The sequence below is a fragment of the Bacillus cereus group sp. MYBK14-1 genome (assembly GCF_051916885.1).
Lineage (GTDB): Bacteria > Bacillota > Bacilli > Bacillales > Bacillaceae_G > Bacillus_A > Bacillus_A cereus.
This window is the reverse complement of the sequence record NZ_JBQAHM010000002.1, coordinates 410228-426826: the sequence shown is the minus strand read 5'-3', so window position 1 is coordinate 426826 and position 16599 is coordinate 410228. Positions and strand designations below refer to the sequence as shown.

Sequence of the window (16599 nt, the reverse complement as noted above, 5' to 3'; positions counted from 1 at the left end):
GGTATATGAAAAAAGTATTTGTATTCGTAAGCATTTTCTTTTGTTGTTTCCTTTATAACGTTAAGGAAGGGTTTGCAGCTAGTCCAATGAAACCTAGTTTTGAAGTGAAGTTATTATTGAAGCCAGAACAAGTATTAGGTGATAACAAAGAGATGAAGCAAGAGGTACTAGAACATTTCCAGGCTGGTACAAAATATGAAAGAATACAAGTGCAATTTTTAGATACTGCGAATAAAAGTTTAAGCGAGGAAGGTTGGTTTGCTAGAATTCGAAAGAAAGAATTTAGTAAAGATTTTGAACTAACATATAAAAAAAGATATCCTATTCCAAATGGTATAATTCAAGATGCACTAGAAGTAGCTAAAAAAGAAGGATTCGATAGTAATACGGATAGTTATGAGGCGGAAATAGATTGGGGATTTGAGAAGAAAACATTAAGCATTTCAAATAAGAAAAGTTACAGTGCTAAAGGATATGGAATACTTGATTTACCAAATAAACAAGCTGCTCAAAACATGTTAATAGAAAAATTACCAGGGAAAATGAACAAATGGTTGTATACAAATTGGGGAGAAGAGATGTTAAAGAATTCCCGTATTTACGGTCCTGTATTAATGAAACGATATACAGGAGAGTTTGAAAACATAAAAGCAAATATTGAAATTTGGCCATTAAGTAATACAGGAAAATTAGAAGATGACTTCGTAATAGAAGTGTCATTTAAAACAAATGAAGAAAGTATTGCGACAAAACAAAGGGAATTATTAATGGCGAGTTTAGAGAAAAAAGGCTGGTTGTTACCGAAAGATAGTTTGAAGACAGAGCTTATTTTTCAGTAAATAGTAAAAAGGAATCCATATGCCATGGATTCCTTTTTATATATGAGTATTAAGCTAAATCAGCTGACACAAACATATCACTATTTTGAAGGTTTTTAGAGCGTAAACTATAAGCAACTACCTTCTTTTTATATTGTTTTACAACATCAACATGCTCTTCATGACTATAAATATAAAATGTAAAATCTTTTTTACCACGTTTTGCATGGATAATTAAAGGAGTGCCTTCATTATGGGGTGGTGCATAATAGCGATCTAAAAATAAACCTTCGTTAAAATCATGAATAATTTTTGATTTCTGTTCGCCTACTAAGTTATTTCCGTTCATTGTAACAGTCACATTCTCTTCTTCGAGTTGTGGATGTGTTTCAAAGCGACTAATAATGGATTCAATAACAGAGTTAGGAAGGCTAGAAACGATAATTTTAAATGCTCCAAATACAACTAACATTACAATAAACCAAGTCGTCATAGTATATCATCCCCTTTATTCTATTTAATAATATAACTCATATGGTAATAGTACATATGGTGAAGTTTTGTATAATTTGTGAAAAATATGCCATTTTCACGAACGAAATGTTAGAAAAATCAATTTTGTTACAAAAAGTTGAAATCGAAGTATTTTAAAAGAAAAAGGTTTATAATAAAAATATAACTAATAACCACATTACTAATTATAAGGAAGTGTAACTATGAGTACTGTAGCAATCGTATATGGTATTATTCTTTCCACAATTATTGTTTTGTTTTTTGTTGGGGTTTCACGTTATATTCATAAATGGAAAGAAGGCGTTGCGAAATTAAATCACATTGAAGAAGAACTTAGTGATTTAATGTTACATCATGGTAAGTAAACATTTATTTTTTAACTAAAAAATGTGAAGGATATCACAAAGCATGCTTTCCTAATGAAGGCATGTTTTTTTGTTGTTTAAGAAAAGAAGTGTTTTTGTATAAATAATCTAATTATTACTTAAAAAGGGAAATTTATTTAGTATAATATATAATATGTTTATTTTAGGGGGAGTATCATGAGGGGATTAAAAGTTGTTGGAATTATAGCTGGAATTACTATAGTAGGCTGTATAGCTTTCTTTTCAGTGAAGGAATATGTCAATTCCAAAGAAGACTCTAATTATGTGCTAAATTACATAAAAGAACATAAGGATGATAAAACAACTTCTTTAATTGTTAAAAGAAATGGTGAAACATTGACATCAATAAATGAAAAAGAAAAACTACCGCTAGCAAGTATGTCGAAAATCATTATAGCAATTGAATATGCTAAGCAAGTAGCTGAAGGGAAAATAAGAAAAGACGAGCAAATTTCATTGAAAGAATTAGAAAAATACTATGTGAAAAATACTGATGGTGGTGCACACCCTGCATGGCTAGATGATGTAAAAGTTAAAGAGTTAGTGAAGGGTGGTCAAACTTCTTTAGAAGAAGTAGTGAAAGGAATGATCCATTATAGTTCGAATGCGAATGCATCATATTTATTAGACAAGCTTGGAGCAGCGCGGATAAATGAAAGTTTGAAAGAGTTAGGCTTAAATAGTCACGATGAATTTTATCCAACGTATACAGGGGCATTATATATGAGGGGCTATGTTGAAAAAGAACTGCATATTCCTCAAAATAAAGCATTGGACAAGCTACGTAATATGTCTAATGATGAATATGTTAAGCATGTATGGCAAATACATGAATGGATGAAAGACGAGAAAGAATGGACAAAACGCGAGATATCTTTAAAAGCCGATATGGACTTTCAGCGTATTTGGTCAGATCGGTTTATAGGTGCAAATGCGAAGGATTACATGAGTTTACTGGAAAAGATAAATAGCAGAAATTATTTTACATCACAAATGCAAGGTGAGATTGAGAATATATTTAAAGGAACCGTAGGAGAGGGTATGTTCGAATTTGCTGGACAGAAAGGTGGTTCTACTGCATTTGTATTAACAAATAGTTTCTATGGTACTGATAAAAAAGGGAATAAGATTGAGATTGTCTTTATGATGAACAATTTGAGTGAAAAAGCATTTGAAAAGCTTCTAAGTAATATGGATTACTTTATTCGAGATATTGTCATAAGTGAGGAATTCAGAAATAAATTATAATGAAATAATTTTATTATGTAAACAAAGGGGCACTTATGAAAAGTGCTTTTTTGTAATACAGGATTTTCCAATCTTATTATTGAATATAAATTGAAAATAAGAAAGGAGGTTGAAAAATGACAACAATATATTTCGTTCGCCATGCCCATTCTACATATACAAAAGAAGAACGGGAACGACCTTTATCTGAAAAAGGGCACTGTGATGCAGAGAATGTAACACATTTATTAAAAGATAAACATATTGATGTTGTTATTTCTAGTCCGTACAAAAGAGCAATCCAAACTGTACAAGGAATTGCGAATACATATAAATTATCAATACAAACAGAAGAAGATTTGCGTGAAAGATTATTGAGCACAGAGCCAGTATCAAATTTTAATGATGCTATGCAGAATGTGTGGGAAGATTGGAGTTTTGCATACGAAGGCGGAGAATCGAATGATATCGCACAAAGGCGCGCTGTAATATGTATGCAAAATATATTAAAACAATATGAAGGTAAGAATATTGTAATAGGTACGCATGGAAATATTATGGTATTACTCATGAATTATTTTAATTCGAAATATGATTTTGAGTTTTGGAAAACACTTCATATGCCTGATGTGTATAAATTAAATTTTGATAAAAATCGTTTCATTTCTGCTGAAAGAATAGAGAAAACAGGTCATCGGTTAAATATTTTGTAAAAGTTTATCAAAAAAAGAGGAAAGAGAGAAGTTATTGTAGAAGTATGACTTTGTAACATAAAAAATATATGTTAAAGGAGGCTGTTTACATGTTTGAGAAAGAGAAAGAAGGGCTTATTGAAGTTCAAAACGTATATGAAATTGCACCAGAAGATGGAACAATCATTGGTATGGCAACGGAAGAAGAAATGGAAATTGCTGCTGAACTAGAGTTACAGTACTATGCCCATTCTCGTTTGTTAGAAGCAAATATTCAGTTAGACGGTTCCTCCTACAAAGAGTTACTTCAGGAGTTCCAGGAGTACGAAAGAAAATCAATGAGCTTTTGGCGAGCGATACATAAACGTTTAGCTGTGCCATGGGCGTGGGTACTACGTATTGATGTTGCGAATGGCCCTATATATGTAAGTAATGGAAGTTCATATTACGAAGAAATCGATGATGAAGAAGATTATGAATAGATAAGTAAGGAAGCAGCTTTAGTTGCTTCCTTTTTTTATTTGTAAGAAATGAATCGCCTCAATAATAATATCTGGTCGATCATTTTCTATACCGTGACTAGCATGTTCGGCAAGAATATATTGGCTGTTAGTTGAGAGGTGTAATTGTTCGTGAATTAGTTCTTGCCACATTGCTTCAAGTTGTGTTGCTTCCTCTTTTGGCATGCCACCATTAGTCAATTGAGTAATAGAATATTGAGGATCTCTACCGATAACGATTAATGGTATTTCTAATGTTTTACATAGCTCTTTTAGTGAGAGAGCACAGTTTTTCCACTCCGATAGTTCAGAAGCTGTCGCTTTATATAATGAAGGCGAGGTAGAGAATTCAATTTGCTGTTTTGATTGATCGGTGAGAATAGGTTTTAGTTCGTTATAAAGTATGTCTACATCCATTTTTGAATACATATTATATTTTTGAAACCAAACATCATCAGAATCAGTTTGATCAGAAATTGGTAAATGAAGTTCATCTAAACGGTGTAAGTTCATCGAAGTAGAATCAACTAAAATAAGTGCTTGCAGCTTATCTTCATGTAACATCGCAAAATGTTGTGCACATAATCCTCCATAGGAATGACCGATTAGAATAAATGGTTCTTGAATAGCTAGTTTGTTTAGTAACATATGTAGCTCTTTTGTAACTTGCCTTATTGTACGCGGCTGATTGCCTAAATCACTTTTTCCGTAACCTGGGCGATGGTATGAAACAACTGTAAAGTGCTCTGAAAGCTTTTCTATAATAGGAAACCAATCATAAAATGAGCAAGTCATTCCGGTTTGAATGACTACAGTTTGTTTACCATCTCCTTTTATATGTACTTCTATATTTTGCCCCATTATTTCTACAAATTTATGAATGTTAATTCCTCCTAAGCTTGAAATAATTTTTGACAAGCAAAAACGATACACCAAACACCTATACCAAGTAGGACAGATGTACTAAGTGTAAATGAATTTTTTAAACCAATATAGACAATAAATAATAGTAGTGCTGATGCGGGGAATCCATATAATACCCCTAAAGCAAATTGACTCAATTCTTGTTTATTTCCGCCTTCGAATGAAATCCAAAATAAACTAAGTAAACTCACGAGAGGAAGGGCAGCAATAAAGCCACCTATCGTACTGTAATGTTTAGCGACTTCAGTGATAACGCCGATAATAAGTGCCGAAACGATTATTTTAACGAGGAAATGCATATTTTGCCTCCTTCGCTAATAAGGAAAATGCTTTTTCAATTAATTGTTGTTCTTCTGTTGATAACTGTGATTCTAATATTTTTATCTTTTCTTTATCTAGTAAAATATGTTTTTCTAATACTTCAATTCCTTCAATTGTTAATGTAAGGTTTACCACTCTTTCATCTTTTTTATTTCTCTCTTTAACGATGAAACCCTTTTGAATAAGGCGTTTTATATGTTCAGATGCTGTGTTATGAGAAAGACTAAGCTCAGTAGCGACTTTTCCAATTGTTATATCTTTCTCACGAGAAACGATTTGTAAAATACGAATTGCTTGGTGGGAAAGGTTGTCCTCGTATTCGTATCGTAAGTGATAATAAATGCTCTCCCAATGTTGATTAATGTTGTACATAATAATAAATCTCCTTTTTATATCGTATAGTAAGATATATTCGTGATTTCAGAAATAAAACCCTTTTATTTGGATAAAAAATGTTGAAAAAGTTTATTTTTATTGAAATATAAGGTAATCTATGTGTAAAGGTATACATTTAGCAAGAGAGAGGATGATAGCTGTGAATACATTCAAATGGATTAGTCATGAACAGATGTATGTAGATGAAATACATGTTGAAAAATGTGGTCCTCTTTCAGTCGGCGTATATGGGGGAAATCAAGAGAGTGATGCATATGAACGAGGAGATGCGGTGCTGGCTTGGTGGGATCCTGAATTACAATTTGAATTTGTTATGATTTTTGATACACATCACAAAACAAAAAATATAGATTATATAATAGAAGCGATTTCGGAAAGAAAAGAAAAACTAAAAGAGTTATTCTCATATCCAATACATTTAGCTTTCCATCATACACATATGTACTTATTAGCGTTATTTACAGATGAGTTATTTATTAAAAAGTGTGATCAAGATGATGAGGAACTCGCTTGCTTAATTTGTTTACGAAAAGGCGAATTTTTATATTGGTTATCAGTTGGTGATTGTTTCGCGTATTTATTCCATTCTGAGAAAACGAGAAATGGAAAAGGACGATTAAATAAACGGAAGAATTACGAATATATTGGCAGGAAAAATATTTTTGCAGCAAATACACCTTGCTTTACGTCAGGTGTAAGAGGATTAGAAAAAGGAATGAATCACATTGTAATGGCAACGGACGGTATTTTAGAGTGTGACAAACGAAGGTTTGATGATGATCAATCTTTAGTAGAAATATTACACGACGGAAATAGCTTGCAGATTGAGCCCGTATTAACAAATGTACTGCAGTGGAAAGGTAGAGACTGTGCCACGATTATTGGATGGTCTATTGATACTGATAATAAACAATGTGCTAATTAATATAAAAGGAGTTCAAGGTTTTTATCCTTGAACTCCTTTTTGTTAAGCAATATGGATGTGATATGTTTTTAACCATTCATTTACTTGTAGCATATACTCCATGGCACTTCTTGCTTCAAAATTGTTAATCTCTTTATTACTTTGATCAGCAATTGAAAGTAAGATGGAATGGTTAATAAGTGAGAAAATAGGATTGTTTTTATTGCTACACATATCAAGTGTTAAATTACGGATTGTTTGTAAGTAGTGTGGATCTTGTGAAGTTGGATAAGCGCTTTTTCTTCTATTACGTACATCGTCAGGTAAAGCTGGTTGTAGTGCTCTACGTAAAATGCCTTTTTCAATATTATCAATACTTTTTATGTTGAAAGGAACATTCCATAAATATTCAACTAATCTATAATCGCAAAACGGTACACGAACTTCAAATCCAACAGCCATACTCATACGATCTTTACGGTCAAGTAAGAAAGGAAGGAATCGTGTTAAAAATAAATAAAACATTTGGCGTTGTTTCGCGGATTTTTTACTTTCCCCTTCAAGAGTAGGTACTTCAAGTATCGCTTCTTGGAATCGTGTATCAATATAGTTTTCTAGATTACATTGGTTACTTACTTCATTTAGTAGAAGAGGAGATGTATTTTTCCAATTTGTTAGCCAAGGAAACTTATCTACATATAGTAATTCTTCTTGATGAAACCAAGGGTATCCACCGAATACTTCATCAGCCGATTCACCGGATAAAGCTACGGTCGCATCTTTTTTCATTTCGCAAAATAGTAAATATAGTGAAGTTTCCATTTCACCAGCACTCGGTAAATCTTTCGCATGAAGGGGAACGAATAAGTGATTTGCTAATTCTTCAGCATTCACAATAATATCATGATGCGCTGTCCCTACATGTTCAGAAACGCGTTTTACCCAAGGAGCGTCTAAACCAGTGCGAGCAAATGTCAGCTCGAAATCTTTTGCACTATTTACAAAGTCAACGGAATACGTATGAAGTGTTTTATTTTCCGCAGCAAATTCTTTACCCGCAAGTGCAGTAATACCGCTAGAGTCTAATCCGCCTGATAACATACAAACGAGAGGAACATCGGCAATTAATTGTCTTTTTACTGTATCTTGTAAAATAGATAAAATATGCGAAGATGTATCTTCTATAGAGTCTGTATGGAACTTACTTTCTAAATTCCAATACTTCGTAACTACTTTTTTATGACGTGTAAATGTTATAGAATGTCCAGCACGTACTTCTTTAATATGTTTAAAGACGCCACATCCTGGAGTGCGAAATAAGCCTAATCCAAATATTTCATTTATTCCACCCGCATCAAGTTCAGCAGGGACAGATGGATGCGCTAATAATGCTTTAATTTCAGAGCCGAAAATAATACTGTGATTTCTTTCTGTGTAAAAGAGTGGTTTTACACCTAAATGATCTCGTGCTAAAAACAATTGTTGCTTCTGAACATCCCATAAGGCAAAAGCGAAAATTCCGTTTAAATATCGCACGCAGTCTTCTTTCCATTCTAAATAAGCATGTAGTAATACTTCTGTATCTGAATGGGTTTCAAATGCATGCCCACATTTTTGAAGCTGCTCTTTAAGTTCACGGAAATTATAAATTTCTCCATTATAGGTAAGAGCATACGTATAATCACCAGCACGGAATGTCTTCGGCTGTGTCCCGCCTTCTGGATCAATTACAATTAAACGCCGGTGTGCAAAGGCCGCATGAGGTGAAAACCAAAATCCTTCAGCATCTGGACCACGATGCTCAATACTATTTGCCATCTTTTTTAAAATAACATGTTGATTTGAAAGGTCTTCCTTCCAATCTACCCAACCTGTAATTCCACACATACACATCTCATCTCCTAAATTAAAATAGTAGATTAACGAAATAAAATGTACACTAAGTTAAAAAGTGACTATATAAATAGTGTACTACATGAATTAAATTACAGACTTGAGAAAATTTTCTTTGAACGCATAGTTATGTGAGACAATGGCTAAGGGAAAGTATTCCATTACATACAAAAAATAAAAAGATGAGAGAAAAAATTTTCTCAGACGTTATATAGGGTGTAAAAGCTTTTACAAAACAATAAGGGGAATCGCTACATGAAATCAAATGAGAAAAATTTTATAAAAAGATTACAGCGGCAAAAAGAAGACGCGTTAGAATTTGTTGTCGATACATACTTACCACTCATAAAGGGGATCACGCATAAAGTTCTACTTCCCATTCAAAATGATGGACTCATAGAGGAATGTATAAACGATATATTTCTTTCCATTTGGAATAACGCAAATAAATTTCATGGAGAGCCGAGTGATTTTAAAAAGTGGATTGCAGCGATTGCAAAGTTTAAAGCAATTGATTATTACCGGAAATCGACTAAAACGGTAGAAATCATTTCAGATGAGTTTCATATCAGTACAGAAAAATCAGCAGAAGACGAATTAATCGTTATGGAAGATAGGGAAGAATTATTGAAGCTCATTAATCAATTAGAACCGCTAGATCAAAAGGTGTTCATTATGAAATATTTACTTGGTATGAAGACAGAGGAAATAGGTGACAAGTTAGGATTAACTCGGGCAGCAATTGATAATCGAGTGTACCGTGGGAAAAAGAAACTACAACAAAATGCTACGAATATTAGTTTTGGAGGTAGTGCAATATGAAAGACATTTATGAACTATTAAATGATATTGATATAGACGAAAAAGAACTAGAAGAAATTGAGGCTTCTGAAATTGAAAAGGAAAAAGTAAAACGAAATGTAAAACAATCGATACGTACGAAGAAAAAGATGAAAAGTTGGAAAAAAGGTGTGGCTGCTGCATCTATTTTAGTAGGATTATCAGTTGCAACACTCGGTATCGGATTTCCTACATATGCGGGGGGATTGCCAATTGTCGGTGACATATTCCGATTATTAGATAATGGTAGAACAGGGTTATATGAAAATTATAAAGAATTTTCAACTGAGTTGAATATGACGAGAGAGAGTAATGGAGTTAAGGTTACACTCAATGATGCTGTTTTTAATGGAAGAACTGTAACGATAACATATTCTATTGAAAGTGATAAGGATTTAGGAGAAAATCCAAATGTAATAGAATTTTTACAAATTGCCGGATTTAATGGTACGACTGGTAGTTCTAAAATTACAAAAGTGGATGACAAGAAATACGTAGGTATGAGTACAGCAACTGATGTTGATGGTATAAAAATGGATGCTGCAAATGTCAAGTGGGAGATAGATAAGATAGAAACAGTAGATGGAACACAATCAATTAAAGGGAACTGGAATTTTGCGCTTTCTTTAAATGCGATGGACAGTAAAGAAGTGAAACTTAAAGGAAGTTCTGAAAATAAATTAATAAAAGTAAATATAGACAAAATGGAAGTAACCTCGATGTCCTTTATCGTTTTTTATAATCAAGAAGAATCTAAGGCGTTAAGAAGTATATGGGATAGCGCTGATGTGGAATTAGAAATAAAAGATAATTTGGGAAATCGATATGCAGGTCAAGGCAATGGTGGAAGTAGTACAGTAGCAGAACCGCACAAAAGTAGTTGGAGTTCTACATTCCAAAAGTTAAACGAAAATGCAACAAAGCTTATCGTTACACCTCGTGTGCACTTGCGAGTACATACACCTGAAAATCATGGTGGAGTAGAGTATGTGAATGGGAAAGAGAAGAAAATAGAAGTGCCGAAAAAAGAAGCGAAGAGTCAAGATATTGTGTTAGATGATATTGTCATTGATTTAAAGAAATAAAAGAGAGACTGCCTAAAACCATTTAGGCAGTCTCTTTTTCGTTAAGAACTAGTAACGAGCAATGCATGCGGATGCTGCGTTTTATATTCATCTTTCCACGGAATGTTTAGTTGTTCCCACGATTCGCCGCTATCATTGGATTGAAAGACGCCATTGTTATTTAACGTGTAAAACGTATGTGGTTCAGCCTTGTTTGTCGCAAACATCGAAATGACTGTACCGATTGCAGATGGTAGTCCTTGTTGTACTTGCTGGAACGGAGTATCTTTCGTTTTTCGATAAATATAAGATTCATAAGGGATACGGTGATGAGCCAGATCAGCACTCGGTGCAGCTGAAACGAGAATCGTATTGCAATCAGCTGGATCAATTGCCAGGCTGTATAAATAATGATGTTCAAGTCCTTCACTGCATGAGATCCAGCTGTTTCCATTGTTATAACTTTCAAGATAAGCACGATCAGGTCCGCCCATAAATCCGTCACCACATGATGCATAAAGACGATTTGGTGCTTCAGGGTGCATAAGTAATTGATGAGCATCGATAGGAGCACCGAATTTTTTATCAATCCATGTATGCCCTTTATCATTACTTTGAATAACAGCACCAGCTTCGATTGAAACGTGTATTGTATTAGGGTTGTTTGGATCAACTGTAATCCAGCGTACGTGATGGGTAAAAGGTCTAGGCGGGAAAGCCCACGTATAAGAAGATAATAATGATTTCATATTTTTAAGTTCAGTCCACGTTTCACCACCATTTTCAGAGCGAAATAAAGCGCTCGGTTCTGTGCCGACATAAACGACCCCATATCCGTTCACTTGTTCATTTGAGCTTATTGTTATGGAAGTGATAGAGGAGTGTAAAATACCATCTTCTTTAGGGAAATCAAAGTAACGATAAGAATCTCCAATTGGTCTCCATGAATCCCCGCTATCGTCGCTTAACCATAGACCTCGTCCGAATGTTCCGCAATATACACGGTTTGGGCGGAACGGATCAACAGCGATACAGGTAGGTTGCATATTTTGTAAGTGGTAAGTCGTTTCATAGTTATCATATTGTTCTTTCACTACAACAAGTTCACGTTCCATACAGAGAAATAAACGTTTCATTTTAGTAACCTCCTTAAAAAGTCTTTCATTAGTAAACAATATGGAAATAAAAAAGAAGTAGTCTTGTTTTTATTTGAGAAAAAGGGATTGTCTAAAAAGTAGCGAAGTGTGTATACAGAGGAAGCGGGCGTTTACAATCAGTTGATTCGGGATAAAGATGGGGAGTTTGTTTCATACTAACATACAGATATTGTACTTAAAGGAGTATAAGTATGGGACATTCGCATGATCATGGTCATTCAAAAAATAAAAAGGCATTACTAATTGCCTTCCTACTAACAACAAGTTTTATGATTGCAGAAGTTGTTGGTGGATTTGTAACAAATAGCTTAGCACTACTATCTGACGCGGGGCATATGCTAAGTGATGCAGTATCTTTAGCTTTAAGTTTACTTGCGTTTAAGCTCGGAGAAAAAACAGCAACAACTGCGAAAACATACGGGTATAAGCGAGTCGAAATGTTAGCAGCATTATGTAACGGTGTCGTTCTTATTGTCATTTCGGTATACATTTTTATTGAAGCAATCCGTCGTTTTAAAGAACCAGTTGAGATTGCTAGTAATGGGATGCTCATTATTGCAGTCCTTGGTCTGCTTATTAATATTTTATCAGCTTGGATATTAATGAGAGGCGGAGATGTGAAAGGTAATTTGAATTTAAGAAGTGCTTTCCTGCACGTACTAGGCCATCTATTGGGTTCCGTCGGAGCGATCATTGCTGCGTTACTTATTAAATTTTTCGGATGGACTGCTGCAGATGCGATTGCTAGTATTCTTGTGTCTATTTTAGTCATTATTAGTGGATGGCGTGTAACACGTGATACGGTTCATATATTAATGGAAGGTGCACCACAGCACATAAATGTTGAAGAGGTAAAAAGTACGTTATTAAATATTCCGATTGTCAAAGAAGTTCATGATTTGCACATATGGTCTGTCACATCAGATTTTCAAGTATTAACATGTCATCTTATTATTAAAGGGAATGAAACGCAAAGTGTATTAAAAGAGGCTACGTATGTATTAAAGGAGAAATTTCATGTAGAACATGTCACCATTCAAGTAGAAATAGATGGTGAATTTCATCACGATGAGACAACTTGCAAAGTATGAAAGAAAAAGGATAAGAAAAAGTGTCATAACATTTTTCGCACGGCATACATATATATAATGTGGCCACAAATACTTTGCAAGGTAAATATTTCATGAAATTACTTTACTTATAAAGAGTCATCTTTTATAATCAAAAGTGGTAATTGATAAAGATTATCATTTTCAATGATCGTAGAAAGGAGTTTTTTAAAAGATGAGTAGTCAACTCCGTTTTGCTGTTGAAAATCGTAAGAGGCATTTAATTGATGAGTTAATTGGAGCAGGTGTGTTTAAGATTCGCGACCGACAATTATACGAGCTGTCTTTAGAGGAATTGGAAAAAGAGTACGAAGATATGGAAGATTATGCAAATGTTCAGGCATAGCTATATAGATTAGTCAAAGGAGAGCTGGTTACGATTTTGTGTAACCAGCTCTCCTTTTATTTCGTAGAAATTATTTTTTGTATTTCTTTCATGGGACGGAGCCAGTTTTGGGTCATTATTTGTTCCATTTGTTTTTCGTCCTGCTTCTGTAATGCTTGAATGATAGAGTGATGTTCTTCAATAGATTGACTTGCTGGAACAAAGTTTTGGAAAAACAAATATTCAAGACGTAAAACGTGAAGTTGCATATTTTCTAGAAAGGGTTCAATATATTGGTTTTTAGCAATAGAAGAAATTGTATTGTGGAATTGTATATCTAATTTTAAAGCTTGTTTTGCGTTTTTTTTCTCTATAGAGTGCTGAAAATGATCATTTATTTCAGAAAGTAGTTGAATATCAGCGTCTGTAATGTTTTGAAGAGCTTGCTTTCCTATAATAGAGTGAAGACCAGCCATCGTTTCATAAATGATAGATACGTCGTCTAACTTAATAGGAGCAATTTTTGTTTTTTGCCCTGGTACCATTTCCACTAATCCAGAAAGCTCTAATATTTGAAGTGCTTCTCTTACAGGTGTTCTGCTTACTCCTAGTGCCTCAGCCAATTCCCCATCATTAATTTTTTCATTGGGCTTCAGTACACCTTCAATAATCCAATTTTGTAGTTGATTTAAAACGAGTGATTTTGCTGAAATTCTTCCTGGTTTTTTATAATTTTGAGGGACAGGCATAGTGAATTCAATCCTTTCATTGTATATTTTCCTTTTTTGCATGAACAAGCTTTAATTTTTGTTTCCCTTCATCTGGCTTTTGGCTTAAGATGAGCACCATTACAATGACACAAAAAGCGCCTAATAACTGAAAAGATTGAAATGGCACGTGCAATATAAGTACAGAAGAAATAATAGCTGCGAGTGGTTCTGTGCAACCAAATAATGTTGTTTCTTTCGGAGTCAGGTATCGTATGCTGTCTAAGTATAAATAAAAGGCAATAAGTGTCCCGAAAATGACGACAAATGTGATGAGCGGTAGGGTACTTAGTTTTACATATTTCATAGTTGATAATAAAATGAATTCGTTTGTAGAAATAAAGTGTACAATCGTTACACCAATACCCCCAATAATCATGCCCCATCCAACGATAACGGAGGAAGACCATTTTTCTAACAATTCCTTTGAATATAAACTATAAAAAGCGAGAGATAATCCAGATAAAATACCCCAAATAATAGCTGGTGTAGAAACAGCCAAGTTATGAACAGACCCGTTTGTTAGTAAGAGAAAAGTGCCTGCTAATGAAAGGGTAATTGAAATGAAATCAATTTTTGATGGACGAACGTTCCATTTGAAAAGTAAGTATACAGTGATGAATATAGGAGCTAAATATTGTAATAATGTTGCCACGGCAGCATTTCCCTCTTTAATTGAAGCGAAATACGTATACTGTACAGCAAGCATACCGAATAGACCAAACAAAATCATTTTAATAGCATCAGATTTTTGTTTCCAAATGCCAAATATCTCTTTTTTTCTCGTTCCGAATGAGGAAATAATGAGCAAAATAATTCCAGATATAAGTAAACGGATCGTAACTAACCATTCGGTTGAAACATTGTCATATTGAAAAAGCTGTTGTGCAGCTGTACCAGACAAGCCCCATAAACAAGCACCGATTATGACCATTATAATTCCTTTTAATCGATTTGAATCCATATGATTTAAAATTCTCCTTTCTAAAAATATAAATTGAATACAATATGCAATATATCACAGAATAACTCGTTAATAAACTGAAATTTCTAATTTTATTTTTTTATGTATAGTAAAATATTGTAGAGGAGGGGGAGTATATGTTAGCTGGATTTTTAGTTTGTTTATTTGTTGGGTTACTTATCATTTTTTTAGGGTATCAAATACATGTGAAAAAGAGGTTGTTTTTGTTAGTAGGATATCAAGAAGAAACGTTTGTTGGAGATAAAAATAAATTAGCGAAGCTTTCAGGAGCATTTTCTTATATAGTTGGAGTTGCTACTATAATATTACCGCTTGGCTTAGAAAAAATAGGGGATGTAGTTGGTATCGTATATGCTATATTAATTGTTTTAGGTACAATTGTATTTATAATTAAAGCAAACCTATTAAATAAGAGTGCTATAAAGTAAAAAGGCTTCATTCTACTGAAGCCTTTTATTAATTATTATGAAGTATAAGTAAAAGCCGGGATAGGATCAATAAATGTATTCCATTTTTGTTGCATTTCTTTCTCTGTTAATAGACAACTATCTAATGATTGTTCAATTAAAGAACGGTTCATATCAATTCCGATAAATACGAGTTCGGTTATTCGATCTCCATATTGTTTATCCCAGTTTTTCAATACTTCTGGTTCTTCTGTAATCATTTGATTTCTTTCAGTTTCAGGTAATGCGGCTATCCATTCACCGGCTCCCTGAATTGTAATAGAGGAACCTGCTTGAGATAGAAGCCCTATCATATTATTACGAGATGCCAGCCAGAAGAATCCTTTCGCTCTTACAACATCTAAAGGCCATTTTTCTAGCCAATTCATAAGGCGCTCGGGATGGAAAGGATATTTGCGGCGGTAAACAAAGGAATTGATACCGTATTCTTCCGTTTCCGGTGTATGATAGTCACTATTTAATTCTTGTATCCAGCCGGCCGATTGACTGGCTTCTTCATAATTAAATAGATTTGTGTTTAAAATTTCTTGTAATGGTACTTTGCTAAACGAAGATTCAAGAACTTTTGCATTAGGATTTAATTTTTTTAGTAAATGATGAAGCTCTATCACATCTTCTTTTTCTAGCAAATCTATCTTATTAAGAATAATTACGTTTGCAAACTCAATTTGATCTATTAATAAATCAATAACTTCCCGGGTATCATTCTCATCGATTGCTTGTTTTCGGTCTAATAAACTTTCTCCATCTGCAAAATCATCCCAAAATCTGTTTGCATCTACAACTGTAACCATCGTATCGAGGCGACAATTTTTCGTTAAATCAATGTTAAGAACTTCGTCTGTATAAGTAAACGTTTGAGCAACTGGAATAGGCTCACTTATACCAGAAGATTCAATAATAATATAGTCAATATCACCATTTTCCACAAGACGATTCACTTCTATCATTAAATCTTCTCGTAGTGTACAACAAATACAACCATTTTGAATTTCTACTAGTTTTTCCTCCGTACGTGAAAAACCACCCTTTTTTATAAGAGATGCATCAATGTTTACTTCGCTCATATCATTAACGATGACAGCTACTTTTAAGTTATTCTTATTAGTCAAAATGTGATGTAGTAAGGTAGTTTTTCCAGATCCTAAAAAACCACTTAATACAGTGATAGGTACTTTTTTCATGAAATGATCTCTCCTTTAAATCGTAATGATTACGTTTTATGTTAAACGATAGGAAAAGAAAAATCAAGAATAAATCATAATGATTACGATTTAAGAATAGAAATAGACTATAAAATTTGTGCTGTAG

21 protein-coding genes are annotated in these 16599 nt (G+C 33.6%); 12 read left to right on the top strand and 9 right to left on the bottom strand.

Annotation, left to right across the window (positions count from 1 at the left end):
- Positions 1-5 precede the first annotated feature (5 nt).
- Entirely contained in the window at positions 6-839 is an 834-nt protein-coding gene (locus ACTFR3_RS08150; RefSeq protein WP_440044346.1) for a hypothetical protein, read from the top strand.
- Positions 840-888: 49 nt separating this feature from the next.
- On the opposite strand, the gene ACTFR3_RS08145 is transcribed toward ACTFR3_RS08150, so the two are convergent.
- Positions 889-1311, bottom strand: a complete 423-nt coding sequence (locus tag ACTFR3_RS08145; RefSeq protein ID WP_000214580.1) for a YfmQ family protein — start codon at positions 1309-1311, stop codon at positions 889-891.
- 41 nt (positions 1312-1352) lie between these two features.
- Here ACTFR3_RS08145 and ACTFR3_RS08140 point away from each other — a divergent pair, with 41 nt between their 5' ends.
- From ACTFR3_RS08140 to ACTFR3_RS08120, 5 genes are all read left to right on the top strand, one after another.
- Positions 1353-1469: a hypothetical protein gene (locus ACTFR3_RS08140; protein ID WP_001987133.1), complete on the top strand. Its 117-nt coding sequence runs from the start codon at positions 1353-1355 to the stop codon at positions 1467-1469.
- 65 nt (positions 1470-1534) lie between these two features.
- On the top strand, positions 1535-1696 hold the full coding sequence (locus ACTFR3_RS08135) for a hypothetical protein (protein ID WP_000108701.1): 162 nt from the start codon (positions 1535-1537) through the stop codon (positions 1694-1696).
- Positions 1697-1873: 177 nt separating this feature from the next.
- On the top strand, positions 1874-2965 hold the full coding sequence (locus tag ACTFR3_RS08130) for a serine hydrolase (protein WP_440044345.1): 1092 nt from the start codon (positions 1874-1876) through the stop codon (positions 2963-2965).
- A 116-nt stretch (positions 2966-3081) separates the two neighbouring features.
- The gene (locus ACTFR3_RS08125; RefSeq protein WP_000208265.1) at positions 3082-3657 is read left to right on the top strand and encodes a histidine phosphatase family protein; all 576 of its coding nucleotides are present in this window, start codon (positions 3082-3084) and stop codon (positions 3655-3657) included.
- Positions 3658-3746: 89 nt separating this feature from the next.
- Positions 3747-4118 (top strand): hypothetical protein, encoded by a 372-nt coding sequence (locus ACTFR3_RS08120; protein WP_000461779.1) that lies wholly within the window; start codon positions 3747-3749, stop codon positions 4116-4118.
- A gap of 18 nt (positions 4119-4136) precedes the next feature.
- Here ACTFR3_RS08120 and ACTFR3_RS08115 read toward each other — a convergent pair whose 3' ends face one another.
- Genes ACTFR3_RS08115 through ACTFR3_RS08105 form a run of 3 tightly spaced genes read right to left on the bottom strand, consistent with a single transcriptional unit; the run spans position 4137 to position 5753 of the window.
- A complete protein-coding gene (locus ACTFR3_RS08115) occupies positions 4137-5069 on the bottom strand; it encodes an alpha/beta fold hydrolase (protein ID WP_060852253.1) in 933 nt (310 codons plus the stop codon).
- Positions 5030-5359, bottom strand: a complete 330-nt coding sequence (locus tag ACTFR3_RS08110; RefSeq protein ID WP_000545608.1) for a DUF3147 family protein — start codon at positions 5357-5359, stop codon at positions 5030-5032. The genes ACTFR3_RS08115 and ACTFR3_RS08110 overlap by 40 nt, the downstream gene beginning before the upstream one ends.
- On the bottom strand, positions 5343-5753 hold the full coding sequence (locus tag ACTFR3_RS08105; protein WP_000282375.1) for a MarR family winged helix-turn-helix transcriptional regulator: 411 nt from the start codon (positions 5751-5753) through the stop codon (positions 5343-5345). The genes ACTFR3_RS08110 and ACTFR3_RS08105 overlap by 17 nt, the downstream gene beginning before the upstream one ends.
- Positions 5754-5874: 121 nt before the next feature.
- On the opposite strand from ACTFR3_RS08105, the gene ACTFR3_RS08100 reads away from it, so the two are divergent.
- Positions 5875-6702 carry a protein phosphatase 2C domain-containing protein gene (locus ACTFR3_RS08100; protein ID WP_440044344.1) on the top strand — a complete coding sequence of 276 codons (828 nt, stop codon included), beginning with the start codon at positions 5875-5877 and terminating at the stop codon, positions 6700-6702.
- A 42-nt stretch (positions 6703-6744) separates the two neighbouring features.
- Here the strand turns inward: ACTFR3_RS08100 and asnB are convergent, their stop codons facing one another.
- Positions 6745-8568: an asparagine synthase (glutamine-hydrolyzing) gene (gene asnB / locus ACTFR3_RS08095; protein ID WP_440044343.1), complete on the bottom strand. Its 1824-nt coding sequence runs from the start codon at positions 8566-8568 to the stop codon at positions 6745-6747.
- A gap of 261 nt (positions 8569-8829) precedes the next feature.
- Here asnB and ACTFR3_RS08090 point away from each other — a divergent pair, with 261 nt between their 5' ends.
- Positions 8830-9396 carry a sigma-70 family RNA polymerase sigma factor gene (locus tag ACTFR3_RS08090; protein ID WP_000840007.1) on the top strand — a complete coding sequence of 189 codons (567 nt, stop codon included), beginning with the start codon at positions 8830-8832 and terminating at the stop codon, positions 9394-9396.
- Positions 9393-10499, top strand: a complete 1107-nt coding sequence (locus ACTFR3_RS08085) for a DUF4179 domain-containing protein (RefSeq protein WP_440044342.1) — start codon at positions 9393-9395, stop codon at positions 10497-10499. The genes ACTFR3_RS08090 and ACTFR3_RS08085 overlap by 4 nt, the downstream gene beginning before the upstream one ends.
- A 41-nt stretch (positions 10500-10540) precedes the next feature.
- Here ACTFR3_RS08085 and ACTFR3_RS08080 read toward each other — a convergent pair whose 3' ends face one another.
- Positions 10541-11614, bottom strand: a complete 1074-nt coding sequence (locus tag ACTFR3_RS08080; RefSeq protein ID WP_440044341.1) for a WD40/YVTN/BNR-like repeat-containing protein — start codon at positions 11612-11614, stop codon at positions 10541-10543.
- A gap of 212 nt (positions 11615-11826) precedes the next feature.
- Between ACTFR3_RS08080 and ACTFR3_RS08075 the strand changes: the two genes are divergently transcribed.
- Positions 11827-12726, top strand: a complete 900-nt coding sequence (locus tag ACTFR3_RS08075; RefSeq protein WP_440044340.1) for a cation diffusion facilitator family transporter — start codon at positions 11827-11829, stop codon at positions 12724-12726.
- 193 nt (positions 12727-12919) lie between these two features.
- Entirely contained in the window at positions 12920-13090 is a 171-nt protein-coding gene (gene fbpA, locus ACTFR3_RS08070; RefSeq protein WP_000098303.1) for a Fur-regulated basic protein FbpA, read from the top strand.
- Between the two features lie 56 nt (positions 13091-13146).
- Here fbpA and ACTFR3_RS08065 read toward each other — a convergent pair whose 3' ends face one another.
- Positions 13147-13818 carry a GntR family transcriptional regulator gene (locus ACTFR3_RS08065; RefSeq protein WP_088338813.1) on the bottom strand — a complete coding sequence of 224 codons (672 nt, stop codon included), beginning with the start codon at positions 13816-13818 and terminating at the stop codon, positions 13147-13149.
- A 16-nt stretch (positions 13819-13834) separates the two neighbouring features.
- Entirely contained in the window at positions 13835-14800 is a 966-nt protein-coding gene (locus ACTFR3_RS08060; RefSeq protein ID WP_033696015.1) for a DMT family transporter, read from the bottom strand.
- A 137-nt stretch (positions 14801-14937) separates the two neighbouring features.
- On the opposite strand from ACTFR3_RS08060, the gene ACTFR3_RS08055 reads away from it, so the two are divergent.
- The gene (locus ACTFR3_RS08055; RefSeq protein ID WP_065381969.1) at positions 14938-15249 is read left to right on the top strand and encodes a DUF3784 domain-containing protein; all 312 of its coding nucleotides are present in this window, start codon (positions 14938-14940) and stop codon (positions 15247-15249) included.
- A gap of 35 nt (positions 15250-15284) precedes the next feature.
- On the opposite strand, the gene ACTFR3_RS08050 is transcribed toward ACTFR3_RS08055, so the two are convergent.
- Positions 15285-16472: a GTP-binding protein gene (locus tag ACTFR3_RS08050; protein ID WP_440044339.1), complete on the bottom strand. Its 1188-nt coding sequence runs from the start codon at positions 16470-16472 to the stop codon at positions 15285-15287.
- Between the last annotated feature and the right edge of the window lie 127 nt (positions 16473-16599).

Bases quoted from the DNA above. Each gene is read 5' to 3' on its own strand.
- ACTFR3_RS08150 (WP_440044346.1), top strand. From the start codon at position 6: ATGAAAAAAGTATTTGTATTCGTAAGCATTTTCTTTTGTTGTTTCCTT.
- ACTFR3_RS08145 (WP_000214580.1), bottom strand. From the start codon at position 1,311: ATGACGACTTGGTTTATTGTAATGTTAGTTGTATTTGGAGCATTTAAA.
- ACTFR3_RS08140 (WP_001987133.1), top strand. From the start codon at position 1,353: ATGGTAATAGTACATATGGTGAAGTTTTGTATAATTTGTGAAAAATAT.
- ACTFR3_RS08135 (WP_000108701.1), top strand. From the start codon at position 1,535: ATGAGTACTGTAGCAATCGTATATGGTATTATTCTTTCCACAATTATT.
- ACTFR3_RS08130 (WP_440044345.1), top strand. From the start codon at position 1,874: ATGAGGGGATTAAAAGTTGTTGGAATTATAGCTGGAATTACTATAGTA.
- ACTFR3_RS08125 (WP_000208265.1), top strand. From the start codon at position 3,082: ATGACAACAATATATTTCGTTCGCCATGCCCATTCTACATATACAAAA.
- ACTFR3_RS08120 (WP_000461779.1), top strand. From the start codon at position 3,747: ATGTTTGAGAAAGAGAAAGAAGGGCTTATTGAAGTTCAAAACGTATAT.
- ACTFR3_RS08110 (WP_000545608.1), bottom strand. From the start codon at position 5,359: ATGCATTTCCTCGTTAAAATAATCGTTTCGGCACTTATTATCGGCGTT.
- ACTFR3_RS08105 (WP_000282375.1), bottom strand. From the start codon at position 5,753: ATGTACAACATTAATCAACATTGGGAGAGCATTTATTATCACTTACGA.
- ACTFR3_RS08100 (WP_440044344.1), top strand. From the start codon at position 5,875: ATGTGTAAAGGTATACATTTAGCAAGAGAGAGGATGATAGCTGTGAAT.
- asnB (WP_440044343.1), bottom strand. From the start codon at position 8,568: ATGTGTGGAATTACAGGTTGGGTAGATTGGAAGGAAGACCTTTCAAAT.
- ACTFR3_RS08090 (WP_000840007.1), top strand. From the start codon at position 8,830: ATGAAATCAAATGAGAAAAATTTTATAAAAAGATTACAGCGGCAAAAA.
- ACTFR3_RS08085 (WP_440044342.1), top strand. From the start codon at position 9,393: ATGAAAGACATTTATGAACTATTAAATGATATTGATATAGACGAAAAA.
- ACTFR3_RS08080 (WP_440044341.1), bottom strand. From the start codon at position 11,614: ATGAAACGTTTATTTCTCTGTATGGAACGTGAACTTGTTGTAGTGAAA.
- ACTFR3_RS08075 (WP_440044340.1), top strand. From the start codon at position 11,827: ATGGGACATTCGCATGATCATGGTCATTCAAAAAATAAAAAGGCATTA.
- fbpA (WP_000098303.1), top strand. From the start codon at position 12,920: ATGAGTAGTCAACTCCGTTTTGCTGTTGAAAATCGTAAGAGGCATTTA.
- ACTFR3_RS08065 (WP_088338813.1), bottom strand. From the start codon at position 13,818: ATGCCTGTCCCTCAAAATTATAAAAAACCAGGAAGAATTTCAGCAAAA.
- ACTFR3_RS08060 (WP_033696015.1), bottom strand. From the start codon at position 14,800: ATGGATTCAAATCGATTAAAAGGAATTATAATGGTCATAATCGGTGCT.
- ACTFR3_RS08055 (WP_065381969.1), top strand. From the start codon at position 14,938: ATGTTAGCTGGATTTTTAGTTTGTTTATTTGTTGGGTTACTTATCATT.
- ACTFR3_RS08050 (WP_440044339.1), bottom strand. From the start codon at position 16,472: ATGAAAAAAGTACCTATCACTGTATTAAGTGGTTTTTTAGGATCTGGA.